Raw genomic sequence first — 26,720 nt, forward strand, 5'->3', positions numbered from 1 at the left:
GATTGGTATAATAATTCGCGACGCCAACCAACACTAAACGGCATGACCCCAGTAGAATACCGGAATCATGCCGTTAAAAATACTGCATAATGATTTTAATTATTTAGCTGTCTACTTGACAAGGAGCCGCGCCCAACTGGTAAAAATACCGGTTGGCTTCTTTGTTACCTCTTTAGACAGGGCCGGAATCCGTGTTGGAATCGGTGCCTTCCTTTAGTTTGCTAGCCTTGACCAGCATGTCAAAATTGGTACTTCCCGGATTAAACGGCTTAAGATTGCCAGCAGCAATCAAGTTGCCAACTTTATCAATAAAAGTTTCGATGTCGTCATCGGGCGCGACACCATGGAAATCGCCAAAGCCATACTGCCACCACTGGAGGGCCATTAATTTTTCAACGACGTCACTGGGGAAGCGAAACTTGATAATGTGTGCTGGAACGCCACCAACGACCGCGTAGGGGGGGACGTCCTTGGTGACTAGCGCGCCACCAGCAATAATGGCACCATCCCCGACAGTAATGCCCGTGGGCGCAAAACGAACGTCCTGGCCGATCCAAACGTCGTTACCAATCACGATAGGGCCACCGTTGGGAATGGGGTTAGCGACGCGCTCAAAGGTATTGTCAGTGATCTTAAGGTAGTCATTGAAAGCACTGACCCGAGAATCGTAAGTCAACATGGACGTGGTAAAGCGATTGGTCGGGTGACTCCCCTGCATGCGGCTAACATTGCTGGCAATAGATGAGTAGCGCCCAACGATACTGTTAACGGGCAAGGAACTATTAGAGGAGCTAAAGGCCCCCATGCTAAAGAACTGATGACCGACTAAAAACATACTGTAAGCTTCCATTTGGAGGTTGAGTGGGGCTCGAACGAGTGAGCCAAATGGAATTCGGTTGTCAGCTTTTTTTCGGGCTAACGTGTAAATATGACGAGCTGTTAGTAAGTCATCAAAATTTTTATTAAAGGTCAATAAACGGTTACGGTGTGAAGGGGTTGCCACTAAATTATCCTGGAGGAAGGTAACCCCGTTGATGGTAGTAGACATATTTTCACTCCTCTTTTTCCTATATCATACTATACATCAACGGTATAAATCACCTACTTGATATTAGATGTTGTCATTTAATCTTTTTGAGAGACGATCATCGGCCGTGTTTTAGCAGTAATTAAGGCTGAGTTCTAGTCGACTAGAAGCAGTAGCGTCAGAGGAGGGTACCATTGATCTGGTTCGCAGTTTTAGTGACAGGAAAACGATTTAAAATGAGAAGATTTTTCCGGCGCGTCACATAAGTTATTGTGAGTATGAGAGTGACCAGTCAGTAAAGAAAACGTAGCCAATACTAATTGGCTAGGGTAGCAACAGAACTATTTGAAAATCAAGGCTTTATTTAGCCCGGCCTTTGCCGGATAATGGGGAAGTTCAGCGTTTCCAATTTCACGGTTGCTAACTGCTGTAATTGTGGTAATGTTTAACTAGTTGTAGTAGAATTACGTCTGCACTTAAACTTGAATTAAATCAAGCAACTTTCACGGCGGGCCTCGACCCGTCTTCATTATTTATGGAGATAAGGAGTAACTAGTCATGTGGCATTATTTAAAGCGGGTTTTAATTGGGAAGCCCCTCAAGACCATGGACGAAGGCGGTCAAGCAATCACGAAGTTTAAGGCATTAGCCTTACTTTCATCTGACGCGCTATCTTCCGTGGCTTATGGTACTGAGCAAATTACCACAGTCTTAATCACCTTATCCGCCGCTGCCCTGTTGTATCAATTGTGGGTAGCCGCGCTGGTCTTAATTCTGTTATTTGCGATCACGCTTTCTTACCAGCAGATCATCCACGCCTATCCTTCAGGTGGGGGCGCCTACGTGGTGGCCAGCACCAATTGGGGCCAATCGGCTGGATTAGTCGCTGGGGGCTCTCTACTGGTTGATTACATGCTGACCGTGGCGGTATCAACGACATCTGGGACCGAAGCAATCACGTCGGCGATTCCAGCGTTGTATCCGTACTCGGTTTTGGTGTCTGTCGTCATCGTTATTGGTATTATGCTCTTGAACCTGCGGGGGATGCGCGAATCAGCGGCATTTCTGACGGTACCGGTCTATCTGTTTATCGGCATCATGGTCGTGATGATTGGTATTGGTTTGTATAACATCATGAGCGGACAGATTACGTATCACGCTGCAGCACCTTTAGGCGGTCCCGTACAGGGGATGACGCTGGTCCTGTTTCTCCGGGCGTTCTCGTCTGGTTCATCTTCACTAACTGGGGTCGAAGCCATCAGTAATGCGGTGCCAAACTTCAAGGAACCAAAGCGGCACAATGCTGCGGCAACGCTGGCCATTATGGCTGGTATCCTGGCAGTCTTCTTCGCTGGGATTACGTTCTTGAGTTACTACATGGGAATTCGGCCACAGAGTAGTCAAACTGTACTGTCCCAAATTGGAACGGGCGTCTTCGGCCACGGCATTATGTATTATATTTTCCAACTGTCGACGGCGATGATTTTGGCGGTGGCTGCGAACACGGGATTTTCAGCCTTTCCAATCTTGGCGTACAACTTGGCGAAGGATAAATTCCTGCCACACGCGTACCTTGACCGGGGGGACCGATTAGGGTACTCCAACGGTATCATTTCGTTAGCCGTTGGGGCCATCGTGTTGATCATTATCTTCCATGGTCAAACGACACTCTTAATTCCACTATATGCGATTGGGGTTTTCGTGCCATTTACGCTGTCCCAATCGGGAATGATTATTCACTGGTTCAGAACTCGTGAAGGTTGGTGGATCGGTAAGTCGCTGATCAACTTTTTAGGAGCCCTGATTTCACTGGTGTTGGTCGTTGTCTTACTGTGGCAACACTTTGGTAACGTTTGGCCATACCTGATCATCATGCCATTGATTCTGTTGCTGTTTTACCGGATCAATGGTCACTACCATAACGTAGCCAAGCAGCTGCGGGTAGCGGAAAAGGAACGGGCGGACATCCACGAGTATGACGGCGCAACGGTTATCGTCCTGGTCAGCAACATTACGCGAGTGACATCCGGTGCCATCAACTATGCGCGGTCCATTGGGGATTACGTTATTGCGATGCATGTGTCCTTCGATGAAAATCCAGAGAAGGAGCATAAGACGGCGCAAGAGTTCAAAGAGGAATTTCCGGACATTCGGTTCGTGGATATTCACTCATCTTACCGCTCAATTGCGACACCGACGTTGCGGTTCTGTGACGTTATTGCGAAGCGTGCGGTAGAACGGAACTTCACGACGACCGTCTTAGTGCCGCAATTCGTGCCACGGCATCCTTGGCAAAATGTTCTGCATAACCAAACGGCGTTACGCTTACGGACCATCCTGAACTCACGGGAAAACATCATTGTTTCGACTTATAATTATCATTTGAAAGAGTAGTTGCACAAGCCTCCTTGTCGGTTGACGAGGGGGCTTTTTGATTTCGTTCAGGGATAAATAGGACAGAGTGATGGATAGGTGTCACACTATAGCGGCCAGAATCAATATGGCGCTTGCTGTAGGAGGCGGTTTAACCTGTATTTGTGGCGCATAATCTGCGACGGAGCGTGGTTGTTTTAATCAAGCCATACGTTCTTGATACGACCCCAGATACGAATAAAAAGGACCACATTCCAAGCGAATGTGGTCCTTAAAGTAGTCAATTATGTGGTAAAGCCTGTAAGTGATCTGAAGCTATGTTCGCGGCTGGCCGAGCCACAAAGCTGAAGGCCAGTAGTTAACTTACATGAGACCCATTAATTTCGCGAATGAAGGCACCACAATGTCGACAACGATGGAGATCACGACGACGGCAATGGAGGCCATGGATCCTTGAATCGATCCAAGTTGAACGGCCTTAGCAGAACCAACCGTGTGCCCGGCAGTCCCTAGACCAAGTCCGGCTCCGACGGGATCGTGGTTGATTCGGAAGAACTTAACCAGCCAGTCACCCAATGCGTAGATAATAACGGCATTCAGGATGCAGGCCATAGCAGTAACGGCGGAGTTCCCACCGATAGCCGTGGCAATTGGCATGGCTATCGCGGTTGTGGCAGCCTGTGGTAACATGGAGGCAATTCCGACTTTGTCCAAACCAATCAGTTTAGCGGCAAAGTAGATGACGAAGAGGGAAACGAACAAACCAACGATTAACGACAGTACGATTTCCAGCCAGAACTTTTTAACCACATCGTTCCGACGATATAGTGGAATAGCAAACGCAATCGTTGCTGGGTTCAAGAACCAGAAGATAATATTTCCTCCGGGCAGATAAGCTGATTTGTAGAAGGTCGCAGTGTCCGTGCCGAAGGCCTTAGCCATGAGATAGAGAATGAAGATTCCCAAGACCATCCCAACGAAGAGGGGTTGAAATAAGAAGAAGCCCTTTCCAATCTTAAACAGCCATTGACCGATCAAGTAAACCAGCAGTGAAAGAAAGATACCAAACAAAGCGTTACCGGCAGAAGCCCCAGCGGCGTTGGTGCCTAAAGCATCACCAAGCCATTTGCCCCAAACTGCCATATGGGGGGTGGTTTCAGTTAGAATAATCATAAATTTTCATCCTTTTCTGTGAAAGTAGCGCGCAGTTGCGCGAATCTAATCGTCGATGTTGACGTCTCGATGGAAGACGTTCTTTCGGATCCAGATGAAGCCAGCAGTCGTGTAAGCCACGACAACCAGTAAGACGATCGTTGCAATCAGCACAACGATAACGATTTGAACCCCTTGAGCCTTTAAGATATCCAAACTTGCTGCCAACTGGATCCCAGATGGAACGAACAAGAAGGCAATCAAGCTGATCATGAAGTCACCGAACTTTTCGACGTTCCGTAGCTTAACGATGTGCGTTGCGAGTAAAACATACAATAGAATCAGACCGATAACGGGCGTCGGTACTGGGAAACTAGCAGGGAACAACGGCGAAATCAAGCTTGAAACAAACAGAATCGCAGCGAAAATTCCCATTTGAATTAGGATTGGTGACGCTGGTTCTTCTTTAGCTGTTTCTGCTTTATTAACCTTATCATTAGCAGCCAATAGAAAAATCTCCTTTCAAAAAACAAGCGCTGAGTGACCATCAACTAGAAAAATTTCACAAGGAATCGGGATAGATAGCAGGTGCAAAAATAAATGTGAAACCCTTCTCAATAGCACAATATGATTATATGGCTTTTAGTTGATTTGCACAAGTTAAATCTCCTATATTTGGGCATTTGCATGTATGATTGTGCACGTAAACTAATCTGAAAAGGTGCTGAAAGCGGTTGCTTTAAAGGTTAGAAATAACTTTTAATTCACAATGTTAACCAGGCCGACTTTGTGAACTTGAAAAGGTCAATGAACTAACAATTAAGTTTTAAATCAAAAATTAAATCGCGGTTGTGTTTGAATTAGGAGATTTGTATAATTAGCAAAAGAACCAATAGAAAAGAAAGAGGACTCTTTAATGAAATTTGAGATTATTGTTAGCTTGTTTGCTACCATGATTATCTCCGCAGTCCTAACCCCGTTTGTGCGCCGCTTTGCGTTTCAAATTGGTGCGGTGGATAAACCTAATCAGCGGCGGGTCAATAAAATACCTATGCCGACTATTGGTGGCCTAGCCATCTTCATTGCCTTTACATTTTCAACCATGTTCCTTTTAAGAGATCAAATGCCGACACAACAGCTGTGGGGACTGTTTGGCGGCGAATGTATCATCGTGGCTGAAGGGATGATCGATGATATTTTTGAATTGAAACCTAGACAAAAAGTTTTAGGGCAATTACTAGCGGCCCTAGAAGTTTACTTTGTGGCGGGAGTTCGCATGCGTTATTTGACGCTACCATTCTTTGGCGTCTGGCACTTTGGTTGGCTATCGTTGCCGATCACATTGCTGTGGATCGTTGCTATCGTCAATGCCATTAACCTGATTGATGGGTTGGATGGTTTGGCAACAGGGGTGTCGATCATTGCCCTGACCACGACTGGGATTACTGGATTGTTTTTCTTAAACGTTGCCAATACTTGGGTCGCCATCATGATTTTTGCGTTGGTTGCCGCAATGGTTGGTTTCTTACCCTATAACTTTTTTCCAGCACGAATCTATTTGGGAGATACTGGGGCGCAATTCATTGGGTTTATGATTGCCTGTTTCTCACTGTATGGTTTGAAGAATGTTACGTTCATTTCCGTTATCATTCCTGTCATCATCTTAGGAGTGCCAATCACGGATACCGTCTACGCTATGATTCGGCGGATTCTAAATAAACAGCCGATTTCCCACGCCGACAAGCACCATTTGCATCATCGGTTAATGCAGTTAGGCTTGACTCACCGGCAAACGGTACTGGTCATTTATGGCATCGCGTTGATCTTTTCGTTCATTTCACTGTTATATCCGTTGTCCACGATTTGGGGTTCGGTTCTCCTGACGATTGCTATCCTGATTGGTCTTGAACTCTTCGTTGAAGCTATCGGGTTAGTCGGATCGGACCGCCAGCCACTGCTCCATTGGATCAACCACATTGTCAAAAAATTAACATCGAAGAATTCAGATTAAATTAGCTAATGAAAGAGAGGGAAACGAAAAACGGTTTGCTACTGAGTCTTAAGATTGATGGTCGAACGATTCTGGGTTTGGATGGTTGGGGTATCAGTTTTAAGCGGGGTAGGCTAGCTGTTGTTGCCCGTTTCAGCAATATAGATTTGGCGATACTAAAAGAGCCTGGGGGCATCCCAGACTCTTTTTTGGTACAAACTAAGGTGAAAGTCAAAATGTTTACGTTACGCTTGCGACAGTAGAAATTATCACGGCTAATTAGTGAAAACAGCCGCACTCTGACCGCCAGGGATTCCGCTTGCTGTGAGAAATTAAACCTAATCTTCACGGGTGCTGGCATGAATCTCGACGGGAACCTCATGGTAGTCGATGTTGCCGGATTTTACAGTTAGCTGGTTGCTTAACAAATCAACGATGGCTTGCTGCGTGTCGTCCACGGCGTCGAGATCCACCGCGATTGTGACGACTACGACCGTGGCGTAGGAAGTGTCCAGCACGCTGATTTCATTTTCCGTGAGGTAGTGGGTGAGCTTGTCGTAGTTGGCGTAGTCAACAGTCAGTTCAAGGGCCCGCTGTCGCACGCGTTTGACGACGCCGACCGTTTCGATTCCTGTCGAGGTTGCGTTGCTGTATGCCCGAATCAGCCCGCCGGCCCCTAACTTGATGCCGCCAAAATAGCGCGTCACGACGGCAATCGTGTTGTGCAGTTGATTACGCTGGAGAACGGTCAAAATGGGAACGCCGGCCGTACCCGAAGGTTCACCGTTGTCACTTTCTCGTTGAATTTCATCGTGCTCGCCTAGAACGTACGCCCAGCAGTGGTGATTAGCCTTGGGTTCTCGTGCAGTAACGGTGGCGATAAAGGCTTTGGCCTCATCTTCAGTTGTAACACGGCCAAGGTCGGCAATAAAACGGGATTTTTTGATTTCCAGTGCGTGGTTACCGGTTTGCTGAATAGTAAGATAATCTGTTTCCATAAAAAACACCTTTCCCACAAAATTTTCGTTAGTTTTTACGGAGTTAAGCTGTATAGGGGGACGTGAAATGAGTGATGAACAGAATCTATTTGGTCGCCAGCTCCCATTAACAAGGGGTCCAGCCAACAGCAGCTCGCGGCCAGCCATTGTACTGAATGGCCAGCGGCGACAGTGCCAACGGTGTCATCAGTGGCTTTTACCGACGGACCAGCTGCCCAATCAAGCGTGGTATTGTCGGCAATGTTTACAGCTGGGCCGTTTAACATCTCAGGATAAATTATACACTATTCCCGAACCGAATCGGTTTGATCCAGTGGGAGTGCCCATTTTGACCTGGCCCGGCAAGCTAAGCCCTATGCAAGGAACGGCAGCAACCGCTATTCTGAATCTGACCCGACGAAAGCGAGATCAGTTACTTTGGGCGGTTACTGGTGCAGGAAAAACGGAGATTGTATATCCGGCACTAGCGTGGGCGTTGGCGCAGAATTGGCGGGTGGCTTGGGTCTCACCCCGTGTCGATGTTTGCCTGGAGTTAGCACCACGCTTACAAGCAGCATTTCATCATGTGCCACAGACGCTACGACATGGCAAACAGACGACACCGTATCGGTACTGTCAGTTGACACTCTGCACGACGCACCAGTTACTACGATTTCACGCGGCATTTGACTGGATAATTGTGGACGAGGTCGACGCCTTCCCGCTGGCAACCAGTCCGTTGTTGCAAACAGCAATTATGACGGCGCAAAAGCCCACGGGCAGTCATCTTTATCTGACTGCGACACCGGGAGAGCAGATGCAACGGCAGGTTCACCAAAAGAAATTGGCGGTGACTTACTTGCCACTGCGTTATCATGGCGTTTTGTTGCCGCAGATTGCGGTGTGCCTGATTTGGCGGTGGCGGGAACGCTTAGCTAAAGGAAAGTTGGCCGCAAAATTAGTTCGTCAACTGCAAGCTTACCAGCAACGCGGTCAACGCTTCTTGTTGTTTGTCCCGCACGTGGTCGATTTGAAGCCAATTGCCCAGGCTTTACAACAGGCCGGGGTGACAGGGGGGATGACCGTTCATGCCGGCGATAATGACCGGGCAGCGAAGGTTCAAGCAATGCGTGACCATACGATTCCATTCTTGATCACAACAACGATCCTGGAGCGCGGTGTGACCTTCCCGGATATTGCTGTGGTTGTCTTGGGCGGGGATGATCCAGTCTTCTCGACGGCCGCGCTGGTCCAGATTGCCGGTCGGGTCGGTCGGCATCAAAACTTTCCTACGGGTGAGGTGACGGTCTATTGTCATAGTCAAAGTCGCCGGATTCGACTAGCGCAGGGGATGATTAGTCAATTGAACCGACAAGGAAAACGGTTAGGGGGGCGATACAAATGACCCACTGTTTACTGTGTCACCAGGTGCTTCATCCACAAATGACTCTGACTCAATTTTGGCGGTGGCAACCGCTGCCCGTGCCGGTCGTGTGTCAGCGTTGCGAGCAACAGTTTGAGCGGATTACCGAGATGCACTGTCCCCAGTGTGGCCGGCAGCAAACGAATATGACGGTGTGCCATGATTGTGAGCGGTGGGGGGAACAGAACTTGCGGAATCATGCCGTGTATACCTACAATGACGCCATGAAGGCCTATATGCAGCAGTACAAGTTTCAGGGAGACTATGCATTGCGGCAGGTTATGAGGGAACCGCTGAGACAAGCGTTGGCACAGCAAACTTACGATGTGCTGGTACCAATCCCGGTAAACCAGGAGACGTGGCAAACGCGCGGGTTCAACCAAGTGACCGGGTGGTTGCAGAATCAACCGTTTCATCAGGCATTACTGGTGACGATTGATCATAAGGACCAACCGCAATCGGCGAAGACCCGGCAACAGCGATTGCGCACACAACAGCCTTTTTCCTTAGCCCCTAATGCCGCAACAGTTTTAAAAAACAAACGTGTTTTACTCCTCGATGATGTCTATACGACCGGACGAACCCTCCGCCATGCAACTGCCCAAATTTATTTAGGAGGTGCGAAAGCGGTTACTAGCCTGACTTTAGCGCGTTAAGAACCGTTTAAAATCACGTAGAATAATTGTTTATGACAGGGCTTTCTATTATAATATTAGTAAGCAAAGCATATTAGAAGAGTGGTCCTTCTAATGCTAAGCAAGCCAAGCAATTTCTTGGTTGAAGGGAGAGAAGTTTTATGCTCACATTTAATATTCGTGGTGAAAACATCGAAGTTACTGACGCAATACGGGATTACGTTGAAAAGCGTATCAGCAAGTTGGAGAAATATTTCGACAACAAAGTTGAGGCAATTGCGCATATCAACCTGAAGGTCTACCAAAACAAGACGTCGAAGGTTGAAGTAACAATCCCACTCCCATACTTGACATTACGGGCAGAGGAAACCTCTCCAGACTTATATGCAAGTGTTGACTTAGTTACGGACAAGCTGGAGCGTCAAATTCGCAAGTACAAGACTAAGGTCAACCGTAAGTCACGGGAGAAGGGTTACAAAAATCTCGACTTCGCACCTGAATCAGCGGAACCAGAGTCGAGTGAAGGTAGCGAATTAGAGGTTGTCCGGACTAAGCGGGTTTCATTAAAACCAATGGATAACGAAGAGGCCGTTCTGCAAATGGACATGTTAGGTCATGACTTCTTTATCTACGAAGATTCTGAGACTAACGGTATCAGTATCGTCTATCGCCGGAATGACGGTCGGTATGGTTTGATTGAAGCCAACGAAGACTAATGTTAATTAAGCTAATAAAGCACTGCGATGCCGTGGTGCTTTTTAGTTTGGCCACAGGTTTGAAAGCTAGAATGGTCGCGTCCCTCTTGTGACAGTGAGAACTGTCGGGGGGGCACACCGGCTGTCAGGGATGGAAAATGGGAACGTCTCCAGCCAAAGGACGGGCTTCTGGCTCGGTCTGACAGCCGCCAAAATCGTACGTTTCTAGACCGACTAACGATGCAAACGTCCCACGGCCAGGGACATCCTTGATCGATTGGGCATGTCAATTTTACCCCCAAGGTAAGACACATCGGATTGTTGGGCCGTTATGTCTCAAGTTGGTCAATCTAACAGGCTTGGTATCCCGTGTTTAGAAAATAAATTCAATCCTGAACCGATTAACCATTAAGTCATCCTGATAGTAGTTGCGATAATTTTCTAATCGTTGCGTAGGTATGGTATAATGACGAATCACGTCTGTTAAGTTAACTTAACAACGATTCACCCGAAATGATGGTTTAACGTCTGGCACGGGGCCTGAAAGTGGCGGATTCAAATTTTGCCATTTAAAATAAATATGGCGGCGCGAGATTAGGTGTCCGTGTGTCAGGTTACAGGCGGATTACTTTTAGAACTAGAAAACGCTTTAAAATGACCGAACCGCGGGTAAAAGTTTCATCTTAACCTGGATAGTGGTAAAATGTAGGTTGATTTATCGCAAATAAATGGGTAACTTTAAATAGACTTATTAAATGTACTGAAGGGAATTCTCACATGGCAAATATTTTGAAACGATGGGTCGAAAGTGATCGAAGAACTTTACGACGCCTCAGTAAATTAGCGGATGAAGTTGGCGCTTACGCTGATGAATACGGACAACTTTCAGATGAAGACCTGAAGGCTAAAACGCCAGAATTTAAGCAACGTTATCAAGACGGCGAAACCCTGGACGATTTATTGCCAGAAGCTTTCGCCGCTATTCGTGAAGGCGCTAAGCGGGTTCTCGGCCTCTATCCATTCCATGTTCAAATCATGGGGGGAATTGTGCTTCATGAAGGTAACATTGCCGAAATGAAGACTGGTGAAGGGAAAACCTTGACCGCAACGATGCCGGTTTATTTGAATGCCCTCTCCGGCGAAGGGGTGCACGTGGTTACGGTCAACGAATACTTGTCCGCACGTGACGCCACTGAAATGGGTGAGCTTTACAATTGGATGGGCCTGACAGTTGGCTTGAATTCGGCTGCTAAGTCTCCTGAAGAAAAGCGGGAAGCTTACCAAGCCGATATCACGTACTCAACTAACGGGGAAATCGGGTTCGATTACCTGCGTGACAACATGGTTGTGTACAAAGAAGACATGGTTCAACGTCCCCTGAACTTCGCGATTGTCGATGAAGTGGACTCCATCTTAATTGATGAGGCCCGGACGCCACTGATCATTTCTGGTCAGTCTGAAGGAACGAGCGCCCTCTACCAACGGGTGGACCGGTTCGCAAAGACTTTACATGAAAAAGAAGATTTTAAGATCGACTTGGAATCCAAGACGGTTGCTTTGACCGATACTGGGATTGAAAAGGCCGAAAAGTACTTCAATTTGAAGAACTTGTATGACACCGACAACACGGCTTTGACCCACCATATGGATCAAGCGTTGCGCGCAAACTTCATTATGCTGCGTGATAAAGATTATGTGGTTCAAGATGGTGAAGTCTTGATCGTTGATTCCTTTACTGGACGGGTTATGGATGGTCGTCGGTACTCCGACGGTTTGCACCAAGCCATTGAAGCCAAGGAAGGCGTTGAGATTCAAGAAGAAACGAAGACGATGGCCAACATCACCTACCAAAACTTATTCCGGATGTATGCTAAGTTAGCCGGGATGACTGGGACGGCGAAGACCGAAGCCGAAGAATTCCGAGAAATTTACAACATGGAAGTTATCTCCGTGCCAACCAACAAACCGGTTGTCCGGGTCGATGAACCTGACCTGTTGTACCCGACTCTGGAATCCAAGTTTAATGCCGTTGTTAAGGAAATTAAGATGTTACACGAAAAGGGCCAACCGATGTTAATCGGGACCGTTGCCGTGGAAACCTCTGAATACCTATCGCAACGTTTGGATGATGAAAAGATTCCGCACGTAGTCTTGAACGCCAAGAACCATGCGAAGGAAGCCGATATCATTCAAAACGCTGGTCAACGGGGCGCTGTTACCATTGCCACCAACATGGCTGGGCGGGGGACTGATATTAAATTGGGACCCGGCGTGGTTGAGATTGGCGGATTAGCCGTTATCGGGACTGAACGTCACGAATCACGGCGGATTGATAACCAACTTCGTGGACGTTCCGGTCGTCAAGGGGATCCTGGTATGACGCAGTTCTACCTTTCCCTGGAAGATGATTTGATGCGGCGATTCGGTTCCGACCGTGTTAAAGCTTTCTTGGAACGGATGAACGTTGACGGTGAAGATGCCGTTATCCGTAGTCGAATGATTACGAAGCAAGTGGAATCTGCCCAAAAGCGGGTTGAAGGGAACAACTACGATTCTCGGAAAAACGTGCTGCAATACGATGACGTTATGCGTCAACAACGGGACGTTATCTATGGCGAACGTAATCAAATCATTAACCAAGACAAGTCTTTGAAGTGGGTCTTAATGCCAATGATCAAACGGACCGTCGACCGAGTGGTTAACTTACACACACAGGGCGATCAGGCCGATTGGGATTTGGATACGTTACTCGACTTTGGGATTTCCGCAATGGTTTCACCAGACAAAATTAGTCTGAGTGACCTGAAGGATAAGAGTGGCGATGAGATTAAGGCTTACTTCATGGATTTGGCAACTAACGTCTACGAAGAGAAGCAAAAACAACTCTACGATCCAGCACAAATGTTGGAATTCGAAAAGGTTGTGCTCCTGCGGGTCGTGGACTCACACTGGACCGATCATATCGATACCATGGACCAATTACGTCAATCCATTGGGTTGCGGGGCTATGGTCAATTGAACCCACTGGTTGAATATCAACAGGATGGGTTCCGGATGTTTGAAGAAATGATTTCTGACATCGACTATGACACCACGCGGTTGTTCATGAAGTCTGAAATTCGACAAAACATTACCCGTTAATGGGTGAGTGGACGAGGCGGGAGATAATTCCAGCCTCGTTTTTGCTTAAGCGGCTAACCGTGGCAGACTGTCGAAAAATTGTACGTGGGGTGCTGAAGCTAGTCGTGACGTGAGCCTTGGTTTGCTAATTGTCATGATTAGCAAATGGTTTTGTAGAAGTGTATGGGCCTAGCTGAATACTCATGCGGGTTGACATGTAGGCTCTGCTGCGGAAGAGCTCAGTCATCGCCGCAGCGTGGCCAACTAAACTAGACGTAAATGATAAAATAACTTAAAAGGAGCCAAACAACATGGAATTAAGTGATGCGAAACGTGAAATTGCGACCATGCGTGAACAACTAACCGGCTTTAGGGGGTCGCTTTGACTTTGATGCACTGAACGAAAGCATCAGTGTTAACGAAGCACAAATGGCCCAGCCGGATTTTTGGGACAACGCGCAGACGGCACAGAAGTTAATTGATGAAACTAACGAAATGAAAAAAAAGGTGGATGAATTTCAACACCTCGCTGACCAGGTCGACGATCTTGAAGTTGCCGTTGAGTTGCTACAAGAGGAACCTGATGCAGACATGCAAGCAGAATTTGAGCAAAACTTTGCGACGGTCCAGTCGGCTTTACGTCAGTATAGTCTGAATATGTTGCTGAATCAGCGGTATGATCATAACAACGCTATCTTAGAAATTCATCCCGGTGCTGGGGGCACGGAATCCCAAGACTGGGGTGATATGCTGATGCGAATGTACACGCGCTGGGCCGAACAGCACGATTTTAAAGTTACCGTATTGGACTATCAACCTGGCGATGTTGCTGGGCTAAGTAGTGCAACGTTACTGATTGCCGGGCATAATGCGTACGGGTATTTGCGCTCGGAAAAAGGGGTTCACCGGTTGGTTCGAATTTCACCATTTGATTCGGCTGGACGACGCCACACGTCATTTGCATCGGTCGACGTCTTACCCGAACTGGACGATTCCGTTGATGTTGAGATCAATCCAGCAGATTTAAAGGTGGACGTTTATCGGGCATCTGGTGCCGGTGGCCAACATGTTAACAAGACATCTTCGGCTGTTCGGATCACCCACTTACCAACTGGTATTGTGACGCAAAGTCAAGCACAACGGTCGCAACTTCAAAACCGACAGACGGCCATGGCGATGTTGCGGGCGAAGTTATACGAACGTGAAGAGGAAAAGAAGGCCGCTGAAAAGGCTAAACTCGAGGGTGACCAGATGGACATTGGTTGGGGCTCACAGATTCGCTCCTATGTTTTCCATCCCTACACAATGGTTAAGGATCACCGAACAAACTATGAAACTGGGAATGGGCAAGCTGTGATGGATGGGGATCTTGATCCCTTTATCGATGCTTACTTGCAATGGCAACTCAGTCAAAAGAATCCAGATTAAAAAGTGACCGGTTTAACAGTCAAATGATTGCAAGGGTAACACGAATGTCGTGTTGCCCTTTTTTGTTTCATGCTATACTGGGGATAACTATCTTTTCAGGAAAGGTGTCGATGACATGCGGACTTTTATTGCTTGTGGTAGTTTCTTACTACAACCATTAGTTTGGCTAGCTATTTTGCGAATCTGGCTAACCAGTCGTTCTCGAATTAAAGGAGAACGACATGATTTTGGTAGTGCGGTCTTTAGCGACCATTTTGAATTACGGCATTTACTGACACAAGGAATTGTTTTGGGATTAGGTCTATCCGTGATCAACTTGGTGATGGGGTTTAGCCTACCCTTGCTGTGGATCATGGTTTATGAGGCATTAGCGTTTGCGACGCTTCTCTTAATTCCAACCACCGTGTTACCTGTGCTCTTGATTGTGGTCACGACATTGATTACGGTTCTAGGCGGTTCTTACATAACGGATAAGCCGGATTTAACGGCGGTGGGGCTCCATTGGGGGAGTGTCCCGGTTCAAAACTATTTCTGGTTAGCAGCGATGTTCTTCCTTCTGTTGGGTCATTGGCTGGCCAATTACGGTGGCCGGTTCGTTAGTCCTAAAATTTATGCAAAACAACGCGGCAAACGGATCGCGGGCTATCCGTGGCGAGAATTCTTAGTCTTGCCGATGGTGACGTTAGTTCCTGGAGACTGGTTTACCAGCCACTTGGCATTTTGGCCCGTCTTTCACATTCAGGGGCAATCCTTTGCCGTGTTGGTGATTCCATTACTTGTGGGACTGCGATTTACGGTCTTTCGGCAAGTGCCACACGAAGTTTACCAACGGTTGGGTAAGCGGATGATTTGGTTAGCCGTGATTGCCATGGCCTTCTTAGGCTGGTCAACGGCCCAACCAGAAATTTTATCGGTCGGATTAATCGTCCTGTTAGTTGGTTATGGGTTTATCCTTTGGCGAGCAAAACGTTATGATGATCGGCAACAATTCTGGTATTCTCAGGTAGATGACGGGGTTCGTGTTTTGGGGATTCGGCCCCGGACGCCAGCAGTTAAATTAGATTTGAACGCTGGTGATATTATTTTAGAGTGCAATCATCAATCTGTGAATAGTGAAACGGCCTTCTATGAAGCCTTATTGACCAATCCCACGTATTGTCATTTGCGGGTGCGGAACATGGTTGGTGAGTTGAAAGTCACCGAAACCGCCATTTATTCTGGGGCACCACACGAGATTGGTATCGTTCTATTCAGAGATCAGGAGGGGTAAACCTATGAGTAGAGTCCTAGTCGTCGACGATGAACCGGCCATCGTCACCTTACTGCAGTACAATCTGGAACAAGCGGATTATCAAGTTGTGACGGCAATCGATGGTGAGCAGGCACTGAATCTAGCCCTGCATGAGAAATTCGACGTTATTTTATTAGATTTAATGTTGCCCAAAATGGATGGCGTTGAAGTGACAAAAAGGCTGCGCCAGGAGAAAATCAGTACGCCAATTATTATGATTACTGCGAAAACGAGTGAGTTTGATACAGTTTTTGGACTTGAGCTTGGTGCGGATGACTACATCACGAAGCCATTCAGTCCGCGAGAGGTCATTGCGCGGATGAAGGCCGTGATGCGACGATACCATGACGATGATGGGCCGACGAGTATGGCGGCTAAGATGGATCATCGCTTACAGGTGGCCGATTTGACGATCGATCAGGACAAGTTCCAAGTAAAGCGTGGCAATCAGTCAATTGATTTAACGCCTAAGGAATTTGAGCTGTTGCTCTTTTTTGCTAAACGGCCTGGAAAGGTATGGAGTCGTGAACAGTTGCTGGAGGGTGTCTGGGGATTCGATTACAGTGGTCAGACCCGTATGGTGGATATTCATGTGTCCCATTTACGAGAAAAAATTGAACTGGATCCGAAACATCCGGTATTATTGAAAACGGTGCGGGGCTTTGGCTACACGTTTGAGGGCCAACCATGATTGCGGCACTCAGACGCGTGGCGGTTGCCTGGACCGTAATTGGGTTGAGTAATACGGTGCTTGTGTGGGTCGTCCGGCCGCAACATTTGGGCTTGGCGACCCTTATCGCATGGTCGTGGGCGCTGGTCGAGGTGGCCGGTGTCAGTTTGCTCTTTCACTGGGCAGATCAACGCATTAGCATTTTAACCAAAAAGGTTGAGGGCATTCGTCATGAAGAAACGCCAGCACATGTCTTGTTATCGCCACATGATCCATTTTACCAGCTGGCGCTACAGATCAATTACCTTCAGACCCATCAACGTAAAGTTCAACGGCAAATAGCCGGGCAAAACCAAGAATTTGCGACGTTACTGGACTACTTACCGATTGGCGTCATGGTAATCGATCGCTATCGTAAAGTGGAATTAGCAAATCCAGCAATGGAACAGTTCTTACAACATCGCATCTCACCGCGTCGCCATCCATTTACGCAGGATGTCCGGCAATTCGAGTTGGCTAGTCTGATCAACTCGGCGTTAAATGAACGGCAGACACAACACCACACGTTGAAGTTGCCGGGCGCGCCTAACGAGCGAACGGTCGACGCACGAGCCATTTATACGGCGACCTCTCAGGATTACTTTCAAGTGCTGGTCTTACTCTATGACGTGACTGAGGTCTACGCGGTCGAGCAGATGCAGATGGACTTTGTGTCCAACGCTTCACACGAGTTGAAGACACCGGTGACGGCCATTTCTGGTTTTGCGAAGACCCTGTTAGGCGGTGCCAAAAATGATCCAGAAAAGTTGGTTGAGTTTTTGGAAATCATTGATCAGCAGAGTGAACGACTTGTTGAACTGATCAATGATGTGCTGACAATTTCACACATCGAGTCGGGTAATTCAGTTGAGGTCAGTGAGGTTCCGGTGGGGCAAGTGATTGCGAACCAGGTTCACTTGCTGACACCACTAGCGTCCGTTAACCAGGTGACTTTGGATAACCAGGTACCTGCAGATCTGATGGCCGTGACTGACCAACGGAAATTTGATCAGGTATTGAAGAATGTCTTGAGTAACGCTATTAAATACAATCGACCACAGGGCAGTGTGACTCTGACGACTCGGAAAATGGGTCGTGAATGGTCACTGACCATTGCGGATACGGGCGTGGGAATCTCGCCGCAGGACCAAATGAGGGTCTTCGAACGCTTTTACCGCGCGGAAATTTCGCACTCCAATCAATTGGTGAGCGGAAGTGGCTTAGGTTTGGCTATTGTCCGGGAGCTCGTCCAGTCACTTAACGGCAAGATTGACCTGCAAAGCACGCTAGACGTGGGAACACGGGTCACCATGACCTTTCCAAAGGACTTTCCAGAAAGTTAAGTGAAGACACTAGCCTGAGGGACAATGATTGCGCTGTGGCTGTCAGGGGACGTGTTTTCCCTCTACCGAGAGGTAATATGAACTGAACGAGAAGTTCTATCAGCTTGGTAGTAAGCTCAAGAGAATGGCTTTAGCCGCTTTGTCCCCGCTAATTATGATTGGAAAACCTTATTTTTAAATTTGTCGTGAAGGGTCTGAGCAGCTGATGCTCAGAGCCTTTTTTTGCATAGAACTGAAGGTTGAAAGTCCCAAAACACTTATTATAACCGGATACTGGGTCTAAAATTAGGCAACGTTGTCCAACCATCGCCTTACCGGCCAGCAAGTAGAAATTCCGGTAGTCACATTTTGTTCAGTGATCACAATGGCCGCCTCTCAGCATATATTTAACGATTAAATTGTCTGTATCGGGTTATATTTACACAACCTTTACAATACGTCTACGTGATGTTTACATTCGTTCGCTATACTAACTTTTGAAAAGGTCGGGCGTGACGCGCGACCATTAGGAGGTTAGCGGTATGTCGAAGAAACGCTGGTGGCAAGGTCTAGGCTTGCTGATTGTGGTGGTACTGGGCGTGTATGCCTACCAGACACGGCAGGTCAGTCATGCTGGCGAATCAATCACAGCGGTTGGTTCAACGGCGTTACAACCCTTAGTTGAAGCAGCTGGGGAACAGTATACCGGAGAGCATCTGGGAACGTTTATCAACGTCCAGGGTGGGGGAACCGGAACGGGCCTCAGCCAAATTCAAGAGGGTGCCGTACAAATCGGTAACTCCGACTTATTTGCTAGTGAGCAAAAAGGCATTCATGCTGCTGATTTAGTTGATCACCGGGTTGCAGTCGTGGGAATTACCCCAATCGTTAACCGTAAGGTCGGGGTGACAAATTTATCAACGGCCCAATTGATTCGGGTATTCACGGGTAAGGTCACCAACTGGAAACAGGTGGGTGGTGCAGACCTGCCAGTTGTTTTGATCAACCGTGCTCAGGGAAGTGGTACCCGGGCGACCTTTGAACAATTTGGTCTTGCCAAGCATCGTTCCAAGACGGCGCAAGAACAGGATTCCTCTGGGATGGTCCGCTCCATCGTTGCCACGACACCGGGAGCAATTAGCTACGTGGCGTTTTCCTACGTGGATAAAACGGTACAGGACCTTTCTCTAGACAACGTGTCGCCAACCGAGGACAATGTGACCACGAACCGTTGGAAAATTTGGTCATACGAGCATTTGTACACGAAAGGCCAACCAACAGGCTTAACTAAGAAATTTATTGCGTACGTTGAATCACCAGCAGTCCAAAAAACGTTAGTCCGGCAGTTGGGTTATCTATCTCCCAGCCAAATGATGGTCGAACGGGATGCAGCTGGTAAAATTACCGTATTGGGAGGCGCCTAGATGAAGACCAAGACCACGCAGCAACTTGAACAACAATTAAAGCGTCATTCTAAGGCTGCTAAATTAGAAATCTGGGGGCGGACTGTCAGTTTGACGGCCCTACTCTTAATCGTGGCCGTTGTTGTCGCCATTATTGGTTTTGTGGCCTCAAAGGGAATCGCCACGTTTACCAGTAACCACGTGAACTTATGGGATTTCTTGACCGGAAAAAGTTGGAATCCTAACATTACTGATGCCAATGGTAAGCCGGAGGTTGGGGCGTTACCCATGATTGTGGGGTCCTTTCTAATTACCATCCTGTCGGCCATTGTGGCAACGCCATTTGCGATTGGGACGGCGGTCTTCATGAATGAAATCTCACCGAACAAGGGAGCGAAAATCCTTCAACCCGTGACGGAACTCTTAGTTGGGATTCCGTCCGTGGTTTATGGGTTTATCGGGCTCTCAGTGGTGGTTCCTACTACGCGTGCTATCTTTGGCGGCAGTGGGTTTGGGATTCTATCCGGAACCTGTGTGCTGTTCGTGATGATTTTACCCACGGTCACTTCGATGAGTGCGGATGCCTTGAAGTCCGTACCACGTTACTACCGTGAAGCCTCATTGGCCTTGGGAGCGACTCAGTGGCAAACGATTTACAAAGTGGTGCTTCGAGCAGCGACACCGGGCTTAATGACGGCGGTCGTTTTCGGTATGGCCCGGGCGTTTGGTGAGGCATTAGCCGTTCAAATGGTGATTGGGAACGCCGCCTTAATGCCAAATAGTCTGGTGTCACCATCTTCAACGTTAACATCCGTCCTGACTACGGGTATCGGGAACACTGTGATGGGATCGTTGCAAAATAACGCGCTCTGGTCATTGGCATTGGTCTTACTGTTGATGTCACTGGTCTTTAACTTGATTATCCGGTTGATTGGTCGAAAGGGGCGCCTACAGTAATGAATTCTAAAAGACAAAATAAAATTGCCATTGGCGCGCTATACGGCATTGCTGGGTTAGTCGTCCTTATCTTACTCGCATTGCTTGGCTATATTCTTGCGAGTGGGGTACCTCAACTTAGCTGGCATTTTTTAACAGCCCCGGCTAAAGCCTTTCTCAAAGGTGGCGGTGTCGGCGTTCAACTCTTCAACTCGTTTTACTTGTTGATTTTGGCAATGGCGATTTCCTTTCCGATTGCATTGGGCGCGGCCATTTATTTGTACGAATATGCGCGAGATAACTGGGTCACCACGACGATTCGAACGGCGATTGAAATTCTTAGTTCGTTGCCTTCCGTGGTTGTTGGGTTATTCGGGTTCCTGTTCTTTGTGGTCAAGTTACGATTAGGCTTTTCCATTCTGTCTGGGGCATTTGCGTTGACCTTTTTCAACCTCCCCTTATTGACGCGCAGCATTGAAGACTCGCTACGCACAATCAACCTTGAACAGCGTGAAGGGGGCCTGGCATTAGGCTTATCACGTTGGGAAACGGTCACGCGGGTCATTTTACCGGCAGCCGTTCCAAGTATCTTAACCGGGGTCATTTTGAGCGCCGGCCGGGTCTTCGGGGAAGCCGCAGCCTTGATCTATACGGCTGGCCAGAGTGCACCAGCGTTGAATTTTGCGGACTGGAATCCGTTTAATATCTCCAGCCCGTTGAACCCGATGCGCCCAGCGGAAACATTGGCGGTTCACATTTGGAAAATCAATTCTGAAGGTATCATGCCGGATGCTAAGGCCATTTCTTCTGGGTCCTCTGCGGTCCTGATTATTGCCATTTTACTATTTAACTTTACTGCTCGTTATGTGGGTAAACGACTATATAAACGCCTAACGTCGGCGTAAAGGAGGGGTGCTATGTTTATCAATAACGATGTGACTAAGGCAACAACTATGCAAGAACGCCACGTGGTGCAACCCCATGAGGCGGGTCATCCTATCATTTTGTCGACGGAGGACCTTCACGTCTTCTATGGAAAAAAAGAAGCGTTGTTCGAAGGTGATTTGCAATTTGGTAGCAACCAGATTACCGCGTTGATTGGCCCCTCTGGTTCGGGAAAATCCACGTACTTGCGGTCGTTGAATCGAATGAATGACCGAATTGCTACCGTGACTGGAAAAATCATGTACCGGGGCGTTGATATTAATCAACCTGGTATTGATGTTTACGAGATGCGGCGGCGCGTGGGGATGGTCTTTCAACGACCGAATCCGTTTGCTAAATCGATCTACGACAACATTGCGTTTGCACTGCGGTTACGGGGAACCACGGACAAATACGCGTTAGATGAAGTTGTAGAGACGTCGCTCAAACAAGCGGCGCTTTGGGATCAAGTCAAAGACGATTTGAACAAGAGCGCATTAGCCTTGTCTGGGGGACAGGCGCAACGGTTGTGTATTGCTAGGGCTATTGCCGTGAAACCTGACATTTTATTGTTGGATGAACCGGCGAGTGCCTTAGACCCCGTGTCAACCAGTCAGCTGGAAGATACTTTGTTGGATCTTAAGCAGCATTATACAATTATCATTGTGACCCACAACATGCAACAAGCTGCGCGAATCAGTGAGTATACGGCATTTTTTAATCAGGGACGGGTGCTAGAGTATGACACCACGAGCCAAATATTTACGAATCCGCAGGTTCAGGTTACAAGTGATTATGTTTCGGGGAACTTCGGCTAAGAGGAGGAAGAAAAAAATGAGTAAGGAAATTTTAACGACCCAGGATCTTCATCTGTATTATGGGGAAAAGGAAGCTTTAAAGGGCATCAACCTGAATTTTGACGCTAAGGGAATTACGGCACTGATTGGGCCATCTGGTTGTGGAAAATCCACGTATTTACGGACATTGAATCGGATGAACGATTTAATTCCAAATGTAACGATTACCGGGACCATTACCTTTAAAGGGGAAAATTTGTACGCCCCTAACGCGGACACCGTGGAGATTCGTAAGGAAATCGGGATGGTTTTCCAACAACCTAATCCATTTCCCTTCTCCATTTACGACAACGTAATCTACGGTCTACGAATTGCCGGTGAAAAGGACAAGGAGAAATTGGATGCGGTCGTTGAAAAATCGTTGCGGCAAGCGGCTGTATGGGATGAAGTCAAAGATCATTTGCACGAAAGCGCGCTAGCCTTGTCTGGTGGGCAACAACAGCGGGTCTGCATTGCACGGGTATTGGCAGTTTCGCCAGAGATTATCCTGTTAGATGAACCAACTAGTGCTTTGGATCCAGTGTCCAGTAGCCAAATTGAAGCAACTCTCTTGAATTTACGTCACGATTATACGATTATTATTGTAACCCATAACCTCCAGCAGGCTTCACGGATTGCGGATCGGACCGCGTTCTTCATGAACGGTGAGTTGGTGGAAGTGGACCAAACTAAGAACATTTTCATGAATCCAGCGAAGAAACAGACGGAAGACTACATTAGTGGTCGTTTTGGGTAAGGAGGCAGGCTATGAGAAGATTATTTGATGATGAATTAGCAGAATTAGACGCAGATTTCACTGAAATGGGGATGTTGGTTAGCGAGGTCATTCAACAGGCCGCAGATTCTTTTACGAATCGTGATGCGGTGGCCGCACAACGGATCATTGACCAGGATCACCAAATTAACGAGCGGGAAATTGCGTTAGAGAAAAAAACGTTTGAAATGATTGCGTTATACCAACCAGTGACGACTGACCTGCGAGAAATTGTTACGATTTTAAAGGCAGTTTCGGAATTAGAGCGTGCGGGAGATCACGCCCGTAACATTGCGCACGCGACAATCAAGTTTGGTAGCAAGCAAAAGATTCCGGTGTTGGAACAATTGTTGGGCCAGATGGGTCAGCTGACGACGCAGATGGTCAAGGATGTTTTGACAGCGTACGTAAATAAGGACGAAGAAGAAGCACGCAAACTGGCAGCGGTCGACCGGAAGCTAGATCAATTGAACCATCAAGTCCGCGCCGATAGCTACGAACAGATGCGCTTAGATCCGGCTTTTGAAACGGGGGCGTCCATTTATCTCAACGTTGCTCAGGATCTCAGTCGTATCGGTGATTACGTGACGAACGTCTGTGAATGGATCGTTTACCTGAAGTCGGGGCAAATCATCGAATTGAACTCGGCTAGTCAAGACGGCGAGGGCTAAACGTTAATCTAAATTGAAGATTTTCCAAGACGGCCATTGAAGACTTGCTTTCAGTGGCCGTCTTCGTTATTCTTGCCATAAGCCGGTCAAGTATGGGCTCAGTAAGAAACCCGGGATATTAAATGACAAGCTTAATTAGTATCGTATATAATAACTGATACAAGGTTGGTAACTTTTCCTTAACGGGTCCGCAACACAGCGGCGGTGGCTTTCGCCTTCCACGAGTGTTCTCTGGAAATTTGGCGTAACAAGTATTCATCATGTCGTTACATGGTAATTCGCAGGTGTCATATGGTAATTGCGGACGACCTTAACGTTGTTATAGCCAGGATCAACCTGATCCGTAGTGCGATCCGGTGACGCCAACCTTGTTTCCAAACTTGTCTTAAAAACTGTCTTAAAAAAGGAGTGTCCGCTGATGGCAGGTAACAAAAAACGCTTTGTTCGTTCCCGCACTAACCGTTTAGTCGGTGGGGTGTTGGGCGGTATTGCTGAATATTTTGGTTGGAACGCCAATCTTTTACGAATTATCTATGTTTTGATTTCTCTAGCATTGCCAACGCACGGGGTATTAGGCCTCTTACTCTATGTGATTGTGATGTCCTTTATGCCGTTAGATGATTCTCGACCAGTTGGTCCAAACCTCGGCAATCTTTTCCGTAACGGGTCATCTGAGCCTCAGAATTCGGGTCGTAAGGTGATTCACGACGTCACGGAACAAGACGTAAAGAACCAACATAAGGACGGTGAGTAGGATGCGCTTTTGGAGTCGAATTTTAGTAAACGCAGTGATTTTTCTGGCGTTGGCTGGGTTCTTCCAGAGCTCATTGGCGGGGACATTTCAACATTCATTTTACGTGTCGAGTATTGGCATTGCCTTACTGGCCAGTTTCGTACTGGCACTGCTAAATGCAGTGGTCAAGCCAATTCTGTTTGTGCTCTCACTGCCGATTACCATTCTGACTCTGGGTTTATTCAGCGTCGTGATCAACGCGATTATGCTGGAATTGACATCTTGGTTTGTGGGAAGTAGCTTCACGTTTACCTCATTTGGAACCACGCTGATTATTGCTATCGTGATGTCAATTTTCAACGCAATTATCAGTGATCATTATGCGCACGATTAACTGACGAACTCAAAGAAATTTGATAGGAGTTCCCCCGTTAAAGTGCTAAAATTAAAGGTAGTTTTACGATGCAGTAAGGAGGAGCGCCCAATGCCAGAAAGCGTCACAGTGGCCGAACTTGTCAAAGCTAACCGGTTAGATGTCTACTCCGGCGAAGATGACTTGGAACGCAAGATTACAACTAGCGATATTTCACGACCTGGTTTGGAATTAACCGGGTATTTTAACTATTATCCAGCAAAACGGATTCAACTCTTAGGAATCACGGAAACATCCTTTGCTAAGGGCATGTCCCATGAACAATTGCTCGACGTTATGCGCAAAATGTGTCAGCCAGAAACGCCGGCTTTTGTGGTGTCTACACAACTTGATCCACCAGAGGAATTGAAGCAGTCCGCGCAGGAGGCTGGTATTCCCATTTTAGGGACGAAGCTGACCACCTCGCGAGTTCTCAGTAATATGACCAATTTTCTCGAAGGTAAATTGGCTGAACGCCAGTCTGTTCATGGTGTTTTAGTCGATATCTACGGGGTGGGGGTCATGATTACTGGGGACTCTGGTGTGGGTAAAAGTGAAACCGCTCTAGAATTGGTTAAACGGGGGCACCGGCTGATTGCTGATGACCGCGTGGAAGTTTACCAACAAGACGAACAAACTCTAGTAGGTGCAGCGCCAGCTATTCTGAGTCACTTGCTAGAAATTCGTGGAATCGGTATTATTGATGTTATGAACTTGTTTGGGGCTGGTGCGGTCCGAAGCGAAACGGACATCGATCTCATTGTTCACCTTGAACTTTGGCACGATGATAACCACTTCGATCGTCTCGGTAACGACACAGAGTCTCAACGGTTCTTTGATGTGGTGGTTCCAAAGATTACGATTCCGGTAAAAACGGGTCGTAACTTGGCAATTATCATTGAAGCCGCTGCCATGAACTTCCGGGCCCGTTCAATGGGATACGATGCGACGAAGGTCTTTGATGATAATTTGAACCGATTGATCAAGCAAAACTCGAAAAAGGAATAGGAGATGGGCGTTATCTTCTCACCAATCATTGCGGCGTTGAATCCCATCGCCTTTCGTTTAGGACCCATCGCGGTTCACTGGTACGGGATCATTATTGCTTCCGGCGTTGTTTTGGCGGTCACTTTGGCCGTTCGCGAGGGTCGTCTACGGGGAATCGACCCCGACGACATTTACGACATGATTTTGTGGGCGTTGCCAGCAGCTTTGATTGCGGCACGACTCTATTATGTGGTCTTTCAATGGTCATATTATCAGCACCACCCAGGCGAAATTATCGCCATCTGGGACGGGGGGATTGCGATATATGGTTCGTTGATTGGTGCCGGACTGGTCGTCTTCTTCTTTTGTCGGTCAAGGTTTATTCCAGTTTGGTTAATGCTCGACGTGGCAGCACCCACGGTAATTCTGGGGCAAGCTATTGGCCGCTGGGGAAACTTTATGAATCAGGAAGCCTTTGGGCGAATTACCAGTTTGCCCTTTCTACAGGGCCTGCATTTACCACAGTTTGTCCTCAATCAGATGTTCATCGATGGGGCTTACCGTCAGCCGACGTTCCTGTATGAATCGACTTGGGATCTGTTGGGTTTCATCGTTCTGATGAGTTTACGACACTACCCAGGCCTCTTTAAACAGGGTGAGGTCTTCTTGAGTTATGTGCTTTGGTATTCACTGGGACGTTTCTTTATCGAAGGTATGCGGACGGATAGCTTGATGCTATTCGGGATCATCCGCATCTCACAGTTACTTTCGGTCGTCTTGTTTATCGGGGCGTTGATTATCTGGATCTATCGGCGGCGGGAAAATGTTACACCACCGGATTACCTGGATGGTACCCCGTTTCGTGAACGAACTAATCTTTCTAAATAAGGAGAATCCATTA

The 26,720-nt window shown here is 47.5% G+C and carries 25 protein-coding genes; 21 read left to right on the plus strand and 4 right to left on the minus strand.

Annotated elements, in window-relative coordinates; translation table 11 throughout:
• Positions 1-90: IS3 family transposase (locus EKM89_RS09390; protein ID WP_164510537.1), on the plus strand; the 90-nt coding region annotated here is incomplete at its 5' end.
• 82 nt (positions 91-172) lie between these two features.
• Here the strand turns inward: EKM89_RS09390 and EKM89_RS14365 are convergent.
• On the minus strand, positions 173-1,048 hold the full coding sequence (locus EKM89_RS14365; RefSeq protein WP_125687949.1) for a CatB-related O-acetyltransferase: 876 nt from the start codon (positions 1,046-1,048) through the stop codon (positions 173-175).
• Between the two features lie 537 nt (positions 1,049-1,585).
• Between EKM89_RS14365 and EKM89_RS09400 the strand changes: the two genes are divergently transcribed.
• Positions 1,586-3,421, plus strand: coding sequence for an APC family permease (locus EKM89_RS09400; protein WP_125687951.1), 1,836 nt, complete (start codon positions 1,586-1,588; stop codon positions 3,419-3,421).
• Positions 3,422-3,763: 342 nt separating this feature from the next.
• Here EKM89_RS09400 and lrgB read toward each other — a convergent pair whose 3' ends face one another.
• Both lrgB and EKM89_RS09410 read right to left on the minus strand, forming a co-directional pair.
• Positions 3,764-4,573 carry an antiholin-like protein LrgB gene (gene lrgB / locus EKM89_RS09405; RefSeq protein WP_125687953.1) on the minus strand — a complete coding sequence of 270 codons (810 nt, stop codon included), beginning with the start codon at positions 4,571-4,573 and terminating at the stop codon, positions 3,764-3,766.
• Positions 4,574-4,618: 45 nt separating this feature from the next.
• Complete coding sequence (locus EKM89_RS09410; protein WP_382333226.1) at positions 4,619-5,059, minus strand: CidA/LrgA family protein; 441 nt, start codon at positions 5,057-5,059, stop codon at positions 4,619-4,621.
• Positions 5,060-5,468: 409 nt separating this feature from the next.
• Between EKM89_RS09410 and EKM89_RS09415 the strand changes: the two genes are divergently transcribed.
• The gene (locus EKM89_RS09415; protein WP_125687955.1) at positions 5,469-6,563 is read left to right on the plus strand and encodes a glycosyltransferase family 4 protein; all 1,095 of its coding nucleotides are present in this window, start codon (positions 5,469-5,471) and stop codon (positions 6,561-6,563) included.
• 317 nt (positions 6,564-6,880) lie between these two features.
• Here the strand turns inward: EKM89_RS09415 and EKM89_RS09420 are convergent, their stop codons facing one another.
• Positions 6,881-7,540 carry a YigZ family protein gene (locus EKM89_RS09420; RefSeq protein ID WP_125687957.1) on the minus strand — a complete coding sequence of 220 codons (660 nt, stop codon included), beginning with the start codon at positions 7,538-7,540 and terminating at the stop codon, positions 6,881-6,883.
• A gap of 67 nt (positions 7,541-7,607) precedes the next feature.
• On the opposite strand from EKM89_RS09420, the gene EKM89_RS09425 reads away from it, so the two are divergent.
• The 18 genes from EKM89_RS09425 (at position 7,608) to lgt (ending at position 26,707) form a co-directional block, all read left to right on the plus strand.
• Positions 7,608-8,924 (plus strand): DEAD/DEAH box helicase, encoded by a 1,317-nt coding sequence (locus EKM89_RS09425; RefSeq protein WP_125687959.1) that lies wholly within the window; start codon positions 7,608-7,610, stop codon positions 8,922-8,924.
• Between the two features lie 38 nt (positions 8,925-8,962).
• Complete coding sequence (locus tag EKM89_RS09430; protein ID WP_225421863.1) at positions 8,963-9,598, plus strand: ComF family protein; 636 nt, start codon at positions 8,963-8,965, stop codon at positions 9,596-9,598.
• Between the two features lie 140 nt (positions 9,599-9,738).
• Entirely contained in the window at positions 9,739-10,293 is a 555-nt protein-coding gene (hpf, locus tag EKM89_RS09435; RefSeq protein ID WP_125687963.1) for a ribosome hibernation-promoting factor, HPF/YfiA family, read from the plus strand.
• Positions 10,294-11,049: 756 nt separating this feature from the next.
• Positions 11,050-13,413: a preprotein translocase subunit SecA gene (gene secA, locus EKM89_RS09440; protein WP_125687965.1), complete on the plus strand. Its 2,364-nt coding sequence runs from the start codon at positions 11,050-11,052 to the stop codon at positions 13,411-13,413.
• Positions 13,414-13,703: 290 nt separating this feature from the next.
• Positions 13,704-14,820 (plus strand): peptide chain release factor 2 gene (gene prfB / locus EKM89_RS09445; protein ID WP_125687968.1). Its coding sequence is split into 2 segments (ribosomal slippage): positions 13,704-13,775 and positions 13,777-14,820, totalling 1,116 coding nucleotides; the frame shifts between segments, so codons are not numbered across the junction.
• A gap of 115 nt (positions 14,821-14,935) precedes the next feature.
• Positions 14,936-16,090, plus strand: coding sequence for a PDZ domain-containing protein (locus tag EKM89_RS09450; RefSeq protein ID WP_125687970.1), 1,155 nt, complete (start codon positions 14,936-14,938; stop codon positions 16,088-16,090).
• Between the two features lie 4 nt (positions 16,091-16,094).
• Positions 16,095-16,802, plus strand: coding sequence for a response regulator transcription factor (locus EKM89_RS09455; protein WP_125687971.1), 708 nt, complete (start codon positions 16,095-16,097; stop codon positions 16,800-16,802).
• Positions 16,799-18,163, plus strand: coding sequence for a sensor histidine kinase (locus EKM89_RS09460; RefSeq protein ID WP_125687973.1), 1,365 nt, complete (start codon positions 16,799-16,801; stop codon positions 18,161-18,163). The genes EKM89_RS09455 and EKM89_RS09460 overlap by 4 nt, the downstream gene beginning before the upstream one ends.
• Before the next feature lie 521 nt (positions 18,164-18,684).
• On the plus strand, positions 18,685-19,566 hold the full coding sequence (locus EKM89_RS09465) for a phosphate ABC transporter substrate-binding protein (protein ID WP_125687975.1): 882 nt from the start codon (positions 18,685-18,687) through the stop codon (positions 19,564-19,566).
• Positions 19,567-20,502 (plus strand): phosphate ABC transporter permease subunit PstC, encoded by a 936-nt coding sequence (gene pstC / locus EKM89_RS09470; RefSeq protein WP_125687977.1) that lies wholly within the window; start codon positions 19,567-19,569, stop codon positions 20,500-20,502.
• Positions 20,502-21,386, plus strand: a complete 885-nt coding sequence (gene pstA, locus EKM89_RS09475; protein ID WP_125687978.1) for a phosphate ABC transporter permease PstA — start codon at positions 20,502-20,504, stop codon at positions 21,384-21,386. Before pstC ends, pstA begins: the two co-directional genes overlap by 1 nt.
• Before the next feature lie 48 nt (positions 21,387-21,434).
• Positions 21,435-22,223 (plus strand): phosphate ABC transporter ATP-binding protein PstB, encoded by a 789-nt coding sequence (gene pstB, locus EKM89_RS09480; RefSeq protein WP_191988761.1) that lies wholly within the window; start codon positions 21,435-21,437, stop codon positions 22,221-22,223.
• 16 nt (positions 22,224-22,239) lie between these two features.
• Positions 22,240-22,998, plus strand: coding sequence for a phosphate ABC transporter ATP-binding protein PstB (gene pstB, locus EKM89_RS09485; protein ID WP_125687986.1), 759 nt, complete (start codon positions 22,240-22,242; stop codon positions 22,996-22,998).
• Between the two features lie 11 nt (positions 22,999-23,009).
• Positions 23,010-23,687 (plus strand): phosphate signaling complex protein PhoU, encoded by a 678-nt coding sequence (phoU, locus tag EKM89_RS09490; protein WP_125687988.1) that lies wholly within the window; start codon positions 23,010-23,012, stop codon positions 23,685-23,687.
• A 418-nt stretch (positions 23,688-24,105) separates the two neighbouring features.
• On the plus strand, positions 24,106-24,441 hold the full coding sequence (locus EKM89_RS09495) for a PspC domain-containing protein (protein WP_125687990.1): 336 nt from the start codon (positions 24,106-24,108) through the stop codon (positions 24,439-24,441).
• Between the two features lies 1 nt (position 24,442).
• Complete coding sequence (locus EKM89_RS09500) at positions 24,443-24,814, plus strand: phage holin family protein (protein ID WP_125687992.1); 372 nt, start codon at positions 24,443-24,445, stop codon at positions 24,812-24,814.
• 90 nt (positions 24,815-24,904) lie between these two features.
• On the plus strand, positions 24,905-25,840 hold the full coding sequence (gene hprK, locus EKM89_RS09505) for an HPr(Ser) kinase/phosphatase (protein ID WP_125687994.1): 936 nt from the start codon (positions 24,905-24,907) through the stop codon (positions 25,838-25,840).
• A 3-nt stretch (positions 25,841-25,843) separates the two neighbouring features.
• Positions 25,844-26,707: a prolipoprotein diacylglyceryl transferase gene (gene lgt / locus EKM89_RS09510; protein ID WP_125687996.1), complete on the plus strand. Its 864-nt coding sequence runs from the start codon at positions 25,844-25,846 to the stop codon at positions 26,705-26,707.
• The last annotated feature ends 13 nt before the right edge of the window (positions 26,708-26,720 follow it).

The organism is Levilactobacillus fujinensis (assembly GCF_003946335.1).
Lineage (GTDB): Bacteria > Bacillota > Bacilli > Lactobacillales > Lactobacillaceae > Levilactobacillus > Levilactobacillus fujinensis.